This window comes from Streptomyces sp. NPDC102441, assembly GCF_044765585.1.
GTDB lineage: Bacteria > Actinomycetota > Actinomycetes > Streptomycetales > Streptomycetaceae > Streptomyces.
Genome location: NZ_JBIWKH010000003.1, coordinates 206,673 through 219,126 on the forward strand (window position 1 = coordinate 206,673; position 12,454 = coordinate 219,126).

At 69.7% G+C, this 12,454-nt stretch carries 11 protein-coding genes and 1 pseudogene; 5 read left to right on the forward strand and 7 right to left on the reverse strand.

Translation table 11 applies throughout. The features are described 5' to 3' along the window. Positions 1-3: 3 nt before the first annotated feature. The 3 genes from ACIREO_RS07180 to ACIREO_RS07190 are packed head-to-tail and all read right to left on the reverse strand — an operon-like array spanning position 4 to position 3,405. The gene (locus ACIREO_RS07180) at positions 4-750 is read right to left on the reverse strand and encodes a succinate dehydrogenase/fumarate reductase iron-sulfur subunit (RefSeq protein WP_404106249.1); all 747 of its coding nucleotides are present in this window, start codon (positions 748-750) and stop codon (positions 4-6) included. Further along, positions 747-2,696, reverse strand: coding sequence for a fumarate reductase/succinate dehydrogenase flavoprotein subunit (locus tag ACIREO_RS07185; RefSeq protein WP_404106251.1), 1,950 nt, complete (start codon positions 2,694-2,696; stop codon positions 747-749). The genes ACIREO_RS07180 and ACIREO_RS07185 overlap by 4 nt, the downstream gene beginning before the upstream one ends. A 1-nt stretch (position 2,697) precedes the next feature. Beyond that, the gene (locus ACIREO_RS07190; protein WP_404106253.1) at positions 2,698-3,405 is read right to left on the reverse strand and encodes a succinate dehydrogenase; all 708 of its coding nucleotides are present in this window, start codon (positions 3,403-3,405) and stop codon (positions 2,698-2,700) included. A gap of 96 nt (positions 3,406-3,501) precedes the next feature. On the opposite strand from ACIREO_RS07190, the gene ACIREO_RS07195 reads away from it, so the two are divergent. After that, positions 3,502-4,434, forward strand: a complete 933-nt coding sequence (locus ACIREO_RS07195; RefSeq protein WP_404106255.1) for a LysR family transcriptional regulator — start codon at positions 3,502-3,504, stop codon at positions 4,432-4,434. Positions 4,435-4,445: 11 nt separating this feature from the next. On the opposite strand, the gene ACIREO_RS07200 is transcribed toward ACIREO_RS07195, so the two are convergent. The 3 genes and pseudogenes from ACIREO_RS07200 to ACIREO_RS07210 form a co-directional block, all read right to left on the reverse strand. Then, entirely contained in the window at positions 4,446-6,620 is a 2,175-nt protein-coding gene (locus tag ACIREO_RS07200; RefSeq protein WP_404106257.1) for a putative bifunctional diguanylate cyclase/phosphodiesterase, read from the reverse strand. Next, entirely contained in the window at positions 6,617-7,435 is an 819-nt protein-coding gene (locus ACIREO_RS07205; protein WP_404106258.1) for an SAM-dependent methyltransferase, read from the reverse strand. The genes ACIREO_RS07200 and ACIREO_RS07205 overlap by 4 nt, the downstream gene beginning before the upstream one ends. 207 nt (positions 7,436-7,642) lie before the next feature. Then, positions 7,643-8,508, reverse strand: a pseudogene (locus ACIREO_RS07210) (SCO0930 family lipoprotein); the annotation flags it as partial. A 206-nt stretch (positions 8,509-8,714) separates the two neighbouring features. Between ACIREO_RS07210 and ACIREO_RS07215 the strand changes: the two are divergent. The 3 genes from ACIREO_RS07215 to ACIREO_RS07225 all read left to right on the forward strand — a co-directional run bounded on the left by ACIREO_RS07215 (position 8,715) and on the right by ACIREO_RS07225 (position 10,737). After that, positions 8,715-9,233, forward strand: coding sequence for a hypothetical protein (locus ACIREO_RS07215; RefSeq protein WP_404106786.1), 519 nt, complete (start codon positions 8,715-8,717; stop codon positions 9,231-9,233). 16 nt (positions 9,234-9,249) lie between these two features. Further along, a complete protein-coding gene (locus ACIREO_RS07220) occupies positions 9,250-10,017 on the forward strand; it encodes a hypothetical protein (protein ID WP_404106260.1) in 768 nt (255 codons plus the stop codon). 183 nt (positions 10,018-10,200) lie between these two features. After that, positions 10,201-10,737, forward strand: coding sequence for a hypothetical protein (locus ACIREO_RS07225; protein ID WP_404106262.1), 537 nt, complete (start codon positions 10,201-10,203; stop codon positions 10,735-10,737). Between the two features lie 98 nt (positions 10,738-10,835). Here the strand turns inward: ACIREO_RS07225 and ACIREO_RS07230 are convergent, their stop codons facing one another. Continuing rightward, positions 10,836-11,456, reverse strand: coding sequence for a hypothetical protein (locus ACIREO_RS07230; protein ID WP_404106264.1), 621 nt, complete (start codon positions 11,454-11,456; stop codon positions 10,836-10,838). A gap of 320 nt (positions 11,457-11,776) precedes the next feature. Between ACIREO_RS07230 and ACIREO_RS07235 the strand changes: the two genes are divergently transcribed. Continuing rightward, entirely contained in the window at positions 11,777-12,439 is a 663-nt protein-coding gene (locus ACIREO_RS07235) for a class F sortase (protein ID WP_404106265.1), read from the forward strand. The last annotated feature ends 15 nt before the right edge of the window (positions 12,440-12,454 follow it).

Below are 12,454 nucleotides of genomic sequence, written 5' to 3' on the forward strand. Positions count from 1 at the left end.
GGGTCAGCGGCGGACCTTGCGGTTGGCGCGCAGCCACTCCTTGTTCATCGCGGTGATCGACGGCAGCGGGATGCCCTTCGGGCAGGCCGTGGCGCACTCACCGGCGAGGGTGCAGCCGCCGAAGCCCTCGTCGTCCATGGTGGCGACCATGTCGAGCACCCGGGTCTCCCGCTCGGGCGCCCCCTGCGGGAGCACGTTGAGGTGGTTGACCTTGGCGGAGGTGAAGAGCATCGCCGAACCGTTCGGGCAGGCCGCGACGCAGGCGCCGCAGCCGATGCACTCCGCGTGCTCGAAGGCCGAGTCGGCGTCCGGCTTGGGCACCGGAGTGGCGTGCGCGTCGGGTGCGGTGCCGGTGGGCGCCGAGATGTATCCGCCGGCCTGGATGATCCGGTCGAAGGAGGAACGGTCGACGACGAGGTCCTTGACGACCGGGAAGGCCGAGGCGCGCCACGGCTCGATGTCGATCGTGTCGCCGTCGTCGAAGGACCGCATGTGGAGCTGGCAGGTGGTGGTCCGCTCCGGTCCGTGGGCGTCGCCGTTGATGACGAGGCTGCACGCGCCGCAGATGCCCTCGCGGCAGTCGTGGTCGAAGGCGACGGGCTCGTCCCCGCCGAGGATGAGCTCCTCGTTGAGGGTGTCGAGCATCTCCAGGAACGACATGTCCTGCGAGATGCCGTCGACTTCGTAGGTGGCCATGGCGCCGGGCGCCTCGGCGTTCTGCTGGCGCCATACGCGCAGGGTGAGCTTCATGCGTAGCTCCGCTGGGTGGGGTGGACGTACTCGAAGACGAGGTCTTCCTTGTGCAGGACGGGGGCGTCGCCTGTGGCGCTGAACTCCCAGGCCGCGGCGTAGGAGAACTCCTCGTCCCGGCGGGCGGCCTCACCGTCCGGGGTCTGCGACTCCTCGCGGAAGTGGCCGCCGCAGGATTCGACGCGGTGCAGGGCGTCGAGGCACATGAGCTCGGCGAGCTCCAGGTAGTCGACGACGCGGTTGGCCCTCTCCAGCGACTGGTTGAACTGTTCGCCGGTACCGGGCACCTTGATGCGGCGCCAGAACTCCTCGCGGATCTGCGGGATCCGGTCGAGGGCCTTCCGGAGCCCCTCCTCGGTGCGGGCCATCCCGCAGAACTCCCACATGAGTTCGCCGATCTCGCGGTGGAAGGAGTCCGGGGTGCGGTCCCCGTCGACCGCCAGGAGGAGGTTGAGCCGGTCCTCGGTCTCGGCGACGGCCTCCGTGACCGCCGGGTGTCCGGCGTCCACCGCTTCGGTGTGCGGGTTGCGGGCGAGGTAGTCGTTGATGGTCGACGGCAGGACGAAGTAGCCGTCGGCGAGGCCCTGCATCAGCGCGGAGGCGCCGAGGCGGTTGGCACCGTGGTCGGAGAAGTTGGCCTCACCGATGGCGAAGAGGCCGGGGATCGTGGTCTGGAGGTCGTAGTCGACCCAGAGGCCACCCATCGTGTAGTGCACGGCGGGGTAGATGCGCATCGGCGTCTCGTACGGGTTCTCCGCCGTGATGCGGGCGTACATGTCGAAGAGGTTGCCGTACTTCTCCTCGACCTTCTTCCTGCCCATGCGTGCGATGGCCTCGGCGAAGTCGAGGTAGACGCCCTGGCCGCCGGGGCCGACGCCGCGGCCCTCGTCGCAGACGTTCTTCGCGGCGCGGGAGGCGATGTCACGGGGCACGAGGTTGCCGAAGGCAGGGTAGATCCGCTCCAGGTAGTAGTCCCGCTCGTCCTCCGGGATCCGGTCGGCGGGGCGGTCGTCGCCCTTGGCCTTGGGGACCCAGATGCGGCCGTCGTTGCGCAGCGACTCGCTCATCAGCGTGAGCTTGGACTGGTGGTCGCCGGTGCGCGGGATGCAGGTGGGGTGGATCTGGGTGAAGCAGGGGTTCGCGAACCAGGCGCCGCGCCGGTGGGCGCGCCAGATCGCGGTGGCGTTGGAGTTCATGGCGTTCGTCGACAGGTAGAAGACGTTGCCGTAGCCGCCGCTCGCCAGGACGACGGCGTCGGCGAAGTACGTGTCGATCTTCCCGGTGACGAGGTCGCGGGCCACGATGCCGCGGGCCTTGCCGTCGACGACGATCAGGTCGAGCATCTCGGTGCGGGAGTGCAGTTCGACGTTGCCCTCGGCGATCTGGCGCGAGAGCGCCTGGTAGGCGCCGAGGAGGAGCTGCTGCCCTGTCTGGCCGCGGGCGTAGAAGGTGCGGGAGACCTGCACACCGCCGAAGGAGCGGTTGTCGAGGAGGCCGCCGTACTCGCGGGCGAAGGGGACACCCTGGGCGACGCACTGGTCGATGATCTCCACCGAGATCTCGGCCAGTCGGTGGACGTTGGACTCCCGGGCACGGAAGTCGCCGCCCTTGACGGTGTCGTAGAAGAGCCGGTGCACCGAGTCGCCGTCGTTGCGGTAGTTCTTGGCCGCGTTGATCCCGCCCTGCGCGGCGACGGAGTGGGCGCGCCTGGGCGAGTCCTGGAAGCAGAACTGGACGACGTGGTAGCCCTGTTCGGCGAGCGTGGCGCCGGCCGATCCGCCTGCCAGGCCGGTGCCGACGACGATGACGGTGTGCTTGCGGCGGTTGGCCGGGTTGACGAGCTTCGCCTCGAAGCGGCGGGTGTCCCAGCGGTCCGCGACGGGGCCCTCCGGCGCCTTGGCGTCGGAGACGGGCTCGCCGGTGCGGTAGTTCGTGTAGTCGCTCATGTCAGCTCACCACTCCGGTCGTCACGGCGACGGGCACGGAGACGAATCCGGCCGTCAGCACCACTGCGAGGACATTGGCGAGGGTCTTCAGGACGCGGTCCCGGGTCGCGCTCCCCACACCGAGGGTCTGCGCCGCACTCCAGAAACCGTGCTGGACGTGCAGCCCCAGGGCGAGCACGGCGACGATGTAGATGACGTTGCCGTACCAGGTCGAGAAGGTGTCGAGCACGTTCTGGTAGGGGTGCCCGGGCTGGAATCCCCCGGTGTGCACGGTGCCGGTCGTGAGGTCCAGGATGTGCCAGACGATGAACAGCGCGAGGATGATGCCGCCGTAGCGCATGGTGCGCGTTGCGTAGCTGGAGCGCGCCTTCTTGTGGACGTACGCCGTCGGGCGGGCCCTGAGGTCCCGTCGGCTCAGCTGGTACGCGGAGACGGCGTGCAGGACGACGGCCGCGACGAGCACCACGCGGATGATCCACAGAGCCCACTCGTAGTGCAGGAAGGGCTCGCCGAGGGTCCGGAGCCAGTGCGCGTAGTGGTTGAACTCGCCGGATCCGAAGAAGATCTTCAGGTTGCCCAACATGTGGACCGCCAGATAGCCGAGCATGATCAGGCCACTCACAGCCATGATCGTCTTCTTGCCGACGGACGAGTCCCAGAGCGTACGCGTCATGGACGGCCGTCGGTCCGTCCGCGTTGCCAATGCCATGGACACGACGCTAGAGGCGAAGGGCATCATCAGTCCAAGACATGAAATGACTCATCTCCATAGGCAACAGCTATGGAGTTCGCTATCGTCGGCCGCATGCACTTTCAGCAGCTCTCCTACTTCGTGGCGGTGGCCGAGGCCAGACACTTCACCCGGGCCGCCGAGGAGGTGCACGTGTCGCAGCCCTCCCTCTCCCAGCAGATCAAGGCCCTGGAGAACGAGCTGGGCGCCGAGCTGTTCAGCCGGGCGCGCGGCAACATCGCGCTGACCGACGCCGGCGAGGCTCTGCTGCCGCTCGCCCGCAGGATCCTGGCGGACGCGGACACCGCGCGACACGAGGTGCAGGAGCTCGTGCAGCTGCGCCGTGGGCGGATCAGACTGGGCGCCACCCCGAGTGTCTGCACGGGCCTGCTTCCCGATGTGCTGCGCGCCTTCCACGGCGCGCACCCGGGGATCCAGCTCCTGATCGAGGAGGGCGGCTCCCACGACCTCGTACGGCAGCTGGCACGGGGCGCCCTGGATCTCGCGCTGCTCGTGCTGCCGCTGCCCGCGGCCTCACCGGCGCTCACCACGGTGGAGCTGCTGCACGAGGACCTGGTGGTGGTGTCGTCGGCGTCACGGCCCGCACCGGGACGGAAGGGCGCCGTGCACGTCGCCGATCTCGAGAACGAACCGCTGGTGATGTTCCGGCACGGATACGACCTGCGGGAGCTGACCGTAGCCGCCTGCCGGGCGGAGGGCTTCGAGCCCTCGTTCACGGTGGAGGGCGGCGAGATGGACGCCGTGCTCGGCTTCGTACGGGCGGGTCTCGGGATCGCCGTCGTACCCCGCATGGTCGCCGTGCGGGCGGGCCAGGACCTCCGGACGACCCCGCTGGCCTCGCCGGGTCTGCGGCGCACGATCGCGCTGGCGCACCGCAGCGACGTCGAACCGCCGCGCGCGGCACGCGAGCTCCAGCGGATGCTCCTGGGAGCGGGGCCGCCCGCCGTGTCCTCAGCCGCCGGCGGGTCCGGCCCGGACGGCGGCTGAGGACGGAGCCGTCACACCGCGTCCGCCAGCAGCAGCGAGTGGATCCGGTCCGGGGCGCCGGGCCGCGCGTAGTACCAGCCCTGGGCGGTGTCGCAGCCGATCCGGCGCAGCTGCTCGGCCTGAGCGCCGGTCTCGACACCCTCCACCGTGACCGTCAGGTCCAGGCTGTGGGCGAGCGAGACGATTCCCTCGACGATCTTCAGGTCGACCGGGTCGGCCGGATGGTGCTGCATACCCTGGGTGAAGGAACGATCCAGCTTGAGGATGCTCACCGGCAGCCTGCGCAGGTTCGCCAGATTCGAGTACCCGGTGCCGAAGTCGTCCAGTGCGATGTCGACGCCCATCTCCGCCAGCTGACGCAGCGGCTTGAGCAGATCGTCGTCCGCCCCGATCAGCGCGGACTCGGTGACCTCCAGGCAGAGTGCGCCGGGCTCAAGACCGGAGCGCTCCAGCACGTCTACGGTCTCGGCGACCAGACTCGGGTGGTGCAGCTGGGTCGGGGAGAGGTTGACGTTGATCCGCAGGGGGCCGCCGTCGCTGTGACGTTCCTGCCAGAAGTTCGCCTGCCGGACGGACTCCTCCAGGACCCAGCGGCCGAGAGGCACGATCAGCCCGGTGTGCTCGGCGAGCGGGATGAACCGGTCCGGGCCGAGCACGCCGTGCTGCGGATGACACCAGCGCACCAGCGCCTCGGCGCCGTGCACGCTGCCGTCCCCGAGGTGCACCAGCGGCTGGTACTCGATGAAGAACTCGCCGCGGTCCAGCGCCGCGGGCAGCGCCGTGGTCAGTCCATGGCGGGTGATGGCGCGGGCGTCCGCCTCGGCGTCGGCGAGTGCGAAGCGGTTGCCGCCCGCCGCCTTGGCCCGGTACATCGTGATGTCGGCGCTGCGGAGCACCTCGGCCGCGGTGCGCTCGCCCGACGGGCCTTCGACGACGCCGATTGATCCCCGTACGGTCAGCTCCCGGCCGTCGAGACGGATGGGCGTGGCGAGCGCGGAGAGGATACGTCCGGCCAGCTCGTGGACCTCGTCCTGGGTACGCGGTCCGGTCGTGAGAGCCACGAACTCGTCACCGCCGAGCCGCGCGACCATCTCGCCGGGGGCGGTCCCACAACTCTGCAGCCGGTCGGCGACCTCGACCAGGAGCCGGTCCCCCGCCGCATGGCCCAGGCTGTCGTTGATCGCCTTGAAGCCGTCCAGGTCCAGATAGCAGAGCCCGAAACGCATGCCTTCCCTGGGCGCGAGGGCCTTCTCCAGACGCTCGAAGAACAGCGTCCGGTTGGGCAGGCCGGTGAGCGCGTCGTGGGTGGCCTCGTAGCGCAGCCGCAGGTTGAGCAGCCGCCGCTCCGTGGTGTCCTCCATGAGGGCCAGCTGGTACTCGGGCCGCCCCTCCGCGTCGCGCAGCAGCGACACGGTGAGGTTGGTCCACAGGACGGTGCCGTCGTTGCGGTAGTAGGGCTTCTCGACGCTGTAGTGCTCTCGCTCGCCGCGCACCAGCTCGTCGTAGTACTTCCATACGTACGGCGAGTCCTCGGGGTGGACCCATTCGTTCACCCTGTGGCTGCGGACGTGATTCTCCAGGCCGCCGAACATCCGGGTGAGGGTGTCGTTGATCTCCAGGATGTTCCCGTCGAGGTCGGCGATGCCGATCCCGACGGCGGCGTCCTTGAACACGGCACGGAAGCGCGCCTCTGTGGCGTGCAACGCCTGCTCTGCGTCCGAGCGGGCGGTGAGCGCCGAGCGGGCGATCGCTTCCTGCTCGGCGAGTGTCCGCTCACGCAGTGCCTGGGTGAACCCGCCGGCCAGCGCGTGCTGGATCCGCGCGCAACGGGCCCGGCTGTCCTCAGTCGAGAGCTCCACCGGCCCGTTGCCGCCGCAGTAGAGGACCAGGTAGGAGTCGACGACGCCGAGCGTGGAGCTGAGCGCGTCGGGATCCGTGCAGTGCGCGGCGACCAGCGAGGCTCCGACACCGTGTGCGGGGGTCGCGTCGAAGATCCGGGTGTGAAGGATGTCGTTGAGCTCCCGCGCGAGCGGCAGCAGATGTTCCTCGAACTCCGGGCGGGACATGGAGGTGGCCGTGGACGGGAAGATCGCCCGGCTCCAGATGGTGGCGAATCTCCGGAGCCGGCCCTCGGGGCCGTCGGGTTCCGCGTCCGGCGCGCCTGACGACTGGGCGGGAATGCTCACGCCTTGCGCCCAACCCCGCCGAAGCCCGAGAAGGCGAACGGATCTTCGTTCGCGAGCGTGCCGGAGGACTCCGGACGCCACTCGGGCATGGAGACGAGCCCCGGCTCGACCATCTCGTACCCCTCGAAGAAGCGGCTGATCTCCGTGCGCGAACGCATGATCAGCGGATTGCGGATGGTGCGGTAGACACCGACCGTCCCGCCCGCCTCCTCCGGGGTCAGCGGGATCCCCTCGTACGAGGCGTGGGTCAGGACCAGCAGGCTTCCGGGGGCCAACGCGTCGCGCAGCTCGGCGACCGCCGCGTACGGATCGTCGGAGTCCTCGATGAAGTGGAGCACCGCCACCAGGAGCAGCGCCACCGGCTTCTTCAGGTCGAGGAGGCTGTTGATCTGCGGGTTCGCCAGGATGTCCTGCGGCTTGCGCAGATCCGCGGCTGCTATGACCGCCCGGTCGTTGCCCTCGAGCACCGCCTGGCTGTGTGCGACCGCGACCGGGTCGTGGTCGACATAGGCGATCCGGGCCTCGGGATCGGCCGCCTGGGCGACTTCATGAACATTGCCGAAGGTCGGTATGCCTGACCCTATGTCCAGGAACTGGTTGACGCCTGAAGTAGTGGCGTAGTGCACGGCCCGGCGCATAAAGGCACGATTGGCCTGCATGACCTTGGGCAGGCCCGGCATGAACTCCATGGCCTTACGGGCCGCTTCCCTGTCCACCTCGAAATTGTGCGAACCGCCCAGATAGAAGTCGTACATGCGAGACACGCTCGGCACCGAGATGTCAATGCCTTGCGGTGCCCAGGCGGGACGCTCCATCGATGTCTCCAACAAGTCGCCACGGCGATCCGGCCATGTTCATGGTCAGTGTTGACCAGAGGCTACTGATCGACCGCCAGGAGAGCGAGTGGAAACGGAAATTAGAGATCCGTTATTGGTCACACACCGAAGGCATGTGCGGTGGTCCGTCGCTGGCTGTGCGCATTCGGCGACGGACCGGAACCACGAAGGCTCTTCCCGGGGCCACTTGGGGGCCCCTACGAGCTTCGCGGCGGGCGACACCGCGTACCATGTGCCCCCGATGCCTTGGCCGTTGGTGTCTCCCGGCCGCAGGTCGCCGGAGAAGGTGCAGACGGGCCAGGAGTCGAGCGACTGCTGCTCGATGCCGTCCGGACGGTTGAAGGTGACGAATCCCCTGGTGGTGACGCCTTCGACGTCATTCTTCGGCACGGGGGCGACGGCCGGCCACTTTTTCGGAGAGTCGCCATTGCACGCGGACTTCATCGGCCACGCCGAGTCCTTCTTGAAGCGGTAAACCGTCATGCCGCGCTTGTCGACGACTATGTCCCCGAGTTCCGGATCCTTGCGGACCGAAAGTCCGGCGAGGCCGGCCTGGCCGCCGGAGGGTGCGTCGGCGTTCACCGCCGCCTTCCTTCCGTCCGGAGCGGCGGCGAACCATGTCCCGCCGACGCCCTGCCCGCCGGCGTCACCAGGTCCGGTGTCCGCGGCATAGCGGTACACGGGCCAGCCGGCGACGGTCAGCTGCTTGGTTCCGTCGGTCCTCCTGGCCGCTCCGATCAGCCAGGGATCGGTCCCCGCTGCGGCTTCGGCGGCGTCCCCGTCGAACCGGTAGAGCGTGAAACCCTCGCTGTCGGTCAGGACCTTGCCCAGCTTCCTGCTGTCCCACACCGCGAGTTGCCCGGCCTCCTTCGTCGCGTCCCCCGCGGTCGCGTCCGAGCCGTAGCCGCCGTCGGCCGACTGCTGCGCCGGCGCGGCGTTTCCACCGCCTGGCCGTTCGGGGACGCGTCGCCCTTCTTCTGACCGCACGCCGTCGTCAGCACCAACATGGCCGCCGCCGTCACCGCGAGCGAGGCGTTCCGCCAGGTACTCATGTCGACTCCCGTTGTCCTTCTGCCGTCCGGGACGCGAGTCCGCGCCTTTGGTGGCCCTTGGTACGGGCGGCCGGTACCCCGGCGTTCAACGGAGGCCCGGACAAGTTTTGGCGGGCGCAAACGTGAATTGCCGAATGTCCCCTCCATCAGGCGAATCAACTCCTTGCTCCGCGTGTCCGGCGGCCAGGGGGAACATGCTCCCCGGCGTGTACGGATCACGCATATGGCGGCTGACAGCCACCACCCTGCTCCTTCTGCTCGCCGTCCCGTTGCCGGCGGCCGGTGACGACTGCGCCGTCGCCTCCATCGGACAGGGGGACGGCGGCCCGTCCGTCGCGGTGGCGGGCGAGGGGCGGTGCGGGGCGGTCATCGCCGAGCCCGAACCCGAACCGGAGCCCGCACCACCACCGCCGCCTCCCCCGCCGCCTCCCCCGCCGCCTCAACCACCTCCTCCACCACCGCCGCCGCCTCCTCCACCACCACCGCCTCCACCGCCGCCTCCGGCGCCCGTGCCACCCGCACCGGAGCCGGAGCCGGAACCCGCGCCGCCGCCGGCCACCGTGCGCCCCGCTCCTCCCGCCCCCGCGCCCGTCGCGCTGCCCACCTACCGGAAGCCGCCCCGCAAATCACCCCGGACCGGGCCGTCACTGGTCTCGCTCACCCTTCTCATCACCGCGCCCGCCGTTTTCGCCGTGGCCGTGCTGCGGCCCCGCTCGTCCCGCTGACCGAAGAAGGGAACTCATGTCTGAATGGCTTGTTCTGACCATTGCGATGGCGTCGGCATGCGCCGTCGTCCTGACCACCGCCGTCCTCAGCAACCGGCGCATCGCCGAGGACGACGATCCGTCCGAGACGCCCGACGTCATCGAGTACATGACGATGATGATCGGCGTCGTGTACGCGATCGTGCTCGGCCTGGCCATCGCGGGCGTCTGGGAGGGCCGTAGCGCCGCCCAGGAGTCGGTACGCCTGGAGGCCCAGGCGCTGCACGAGGTGAGCGCGCGGTCCGCCGTCTACCCCGTCGAGGTCCGCGACCGCATCCGCGCCGACGTCGACGCGTACGTGGCTCATGTCGTCGGTGACGAATGGCGGTCGATGACGGACCACCAGAGTCTCACCGAGGAGGGCACCAGACTTCTCGACCGGGTGCGGGCCGACGTGACGGAGTACAAGCCACGGACGGACCACGAAGGGCAGGCCTACCAGCCGCTGGTGGACCAGGTGGCCGCGGTCGACGACGCACGGGGGTCCCGTGGGCAGAACGCGGGGGCGACCATGCCCGGGGTGGTCTGGTTCGGTCTGATCACCGGGGCCGTGGTCACGGTCGGGCTGATCTTCACGCTCCAGATCCGCAGAACCTTCCGTGAACTGCTGCTGGCAGGCCTCTTCAGCGTCCTGATCGCCTTCCTGCTCTTCCTCATCTGGGACTTCGACGCCCCGTTCGGCCGGGGCATCTCCGCGACCACCGCGCCCTTCATCGATCTCTTCCCGCACGCCACGGGCGGATAGGAGCGCGTACGCCCGGTCCTGTCCCTCGGCCGGTGAGCCGGCCGAGGGACAAGGCTGCCCCATTCGCCTGACACCGATCGCGGGTGGTATGCGGCACTTCTACCGTTTCGGTCATCGAGGTGCATTTCTCATACCTCGCGGAAACCGTTCCGCGGCTGCTCCTCGGGACCCGGAGGATTCACCATGCGCGCGATACGTGTCGCACCCGTCGCCCTGCTGGGCGCCGCCGCCTGTTTCCTGACGGCACCGGCCGCGTCGGCCGATGTGCTCAACGGCGGCACGTCCACCTCGTTCACGCCGACCATCACTCCGTCGACGGTCGCGCCGGGAGGCCAGGTCACGCTCGGCGCCATGGGGTGCACCAGTAATGCGACCGCCTTCTCGGGCGTGTTCGACACGACGACGATCCCGAGCGGCAGGTCGGCCACGGCCACGGTCGACCGGGAGGCCAAACGGGGCGCTGCCTACGAGGTGACCTTCCGCTGCGGCACCGCCACGAAGTCCGCGAACCTGACCATCACGGGCGGTACCACGACCAGCCCCACCACGGCCCCCACGACCAGCTCCACCGCCTCTCCCAGCGGTGTGCTGGGCGGTCTCGGCGGCAGCGTCGACACGATGGACCCCGCGGAGATCGCGGCCGGCTCCGCACTGGTGGCGGCCGCCTCGGCCGGCGCCTTCTACATCCTGCGCAGGCGCCGCACCAGCCGCCAGCACTGACGGTTCGCCACCGAATACAGGCACACGACAGTCGCCCCGGGTCCTGGTCCAGGACTCGGGGCGACGGGCGTATCGGGCCGGGCGGGAGGTCGGACGCGTCAGATCGCCGCATTGCTCATCCGGCGACGGACGAGGAAGACGGCTCCGCCGACGGCCGCCGCCGCGACAAGACCGCCGCCGACCTGCATCTCGACGGAGCTGGGGCCCATCGAGCCGCCGAGTCCGCCCTGTGCGCCCCGCGAGGGAAGCACGGTGAAGCGGGCCGTCGCGACCGGGTCGCCCTGGTCACCGCGGCCACCGTTGCCGCCCTGGCCACGCTCGCCTCCGTTTCCGCCCTGGCCGCCGTTGCCGCCCTGGCCGCCATCACCTCCGTTGCCGCCGCCGAAGTTGTTGTCACTGTCGTTGCACTTCACGGACAGGCTGTACTGCCCCGGCGTCGCGTTGTTCCGGATGTGCGCCGTGGCATAGCCGACCCGGCCCGGCGAGAGATTGACCGTCGGGAACGCGTTCGACCACACCTTGCCGCCGGAGCGACCACAGCCCTCTGCGCTGACCTGCGTCGTGGCGCCCTGGTGGACCGAGGACGGGTTGACGGTGACATTGGTCGGGAAGTTGCTCGGGTTGCTGCCCGGGCCGCCGCCGGCGGCGGCCAGCGGGGCAGCGAGCCCGACCGCCGCGAACGCGGTAGCGGTCACCGCGAGAGTGCGTGAAGCACGCATCTTTGAACCTCCAGCGGGAAGCGCCCCGGAGTCTTGGTATCCGGGAGTTGGCGAGAACGCCTCCCATGACGAACCCTCACCAGATACCTCAGGTGTCGCACTTCGGCACTGCTCCACCCCGGTGAGGCGACACGCCGTGGGCCGAGTCGGAAATCTGACGGAGCCGCAGGTCACGGACCGTCAGAAGTTTTATCCGCTCATTACTCCGAAGAGAAGACGAGGCCGACGGTTCCCGGCCGGCAGCCACCCGTTCGCCCTTCCCTGATCGCCGCCGCGCGGAGCCGCGCCTAGCGTGACGGTGTCGCGACGAAGGGAGAACCATGGGCCGGGACCAGTGGGGCGCCGAGCGGAGCAGACGTACACCGTGGGGCGCCATCGCCCTGGTGATGCTCACCGGGCTCGCCCTCATGCGCAACGGCGTGGAGACGTCCCCCGGACCGCCGCAGCCGGCCGCCGCCGCTTCGGTGGCCGGCCCCCGGGACACCACGGTGTCCGCACCGGCCGACGGGGACGCCGTACAGCCGCTCGCGTACGCCCCCGCCGAGCGCATCCAGATTCCGTCGATCGAGGTCGACGCACCGATGGTCGACGTGAACCTGGACCCGGCCGGCTGGATCGAGGCGCCGCCCGCCCAGGACCCGAACCTCGCCGGCTGGTACCAGAACGGCATCGCCCCCGGCCAGCGTGGGACCTCCGTGGTGGTCGGCCACGTCGACAATCTCGCCGGCCCGGCGGTCTTCTACGGACTGGGCTCGCTCAAGAAGGGGCAGCAGATCGAGGTGTCCCGCTACGACGGCCGGGTCGCGGTGTTCAAGATCTACGGCGTCGAGGTCTTCTCCAAGAACGACTTCCCCGGGCCTCGGGTGTACGGCGACACCGGGCACGCCGAGCTCCGGGTCATCACCTGCGGTGGCGGCTACTCGAAGGCCGACGGCTACGACGGGAACGTGGTGGTCTTCGCGCGCCTGGTCGAGACGCGCTAGCCGGGCCGGACACCC

Coding starts and splice junctions, on each gene's coding strand:
- ACIREO_RS07180 (WP_404106249.1), bottom strand. CDS start 750: ATGAAGCTCACCCTGCGCGTATGGCGCCAGCAGAACGCCGAGGCGCCC.
- ACIREO_RS07185 (WP_404106251.1), bottom strand. CDS start 2,696: ATGAGCGACTACACGAACTACCGCACCGGCGAGCCCGTCTCCGACGCC.
- ACIREO_RS07190 (WP_404106253.1), bottom strand. CDS start 3,405: ATGGCATTGGCAACGCGGACGGACCGACGGCCGTCCATGACGCGTACG.
- ACIREO_RS07195 (WP_404106255.1), top strand. CDS start 3,502: ATGCACTTTCAGCAGCTCTCCTACTTCGTGGCGGTGGCCGAGGCCAGA.
- ACIREO_RS07205 (WP_404106258.1), bottom strand. CDS start 7,435: ATGGAGCGTCCCGCCTGGGCACCGCAAGGCATTGACATCTCGGTGCCG.
- ACIREO_RS07220 (WP_404106260.1), top strand. CDS start 9,250: ATGTCTGAATGGCTTGTTCTGACCATTGCGATGGCGTCGGCATGCGCC.
- ACIREO_RS07225 (WP_404106262.1), top strand. CDS start 10,201: ATGCGCGCGATACGTGTCGCACCCGTCGCCCTGCTGGGCGCCGCCGCC.
- ACIREO_RS07230 (WP_404106264.1), bottom strand. CDS start 11,456: ATGCGTGCTTCACGCACTCTCGCGGTGACCGCTACCGCGTTCGCGGCG.
- ACIREO_RS07235 (WP_404106265.1), top strand. CDS start 11,777: ATGGGCCGGGACCAGTGGGGCGCCGAGCGGAGCAGACGTACACCGTGG.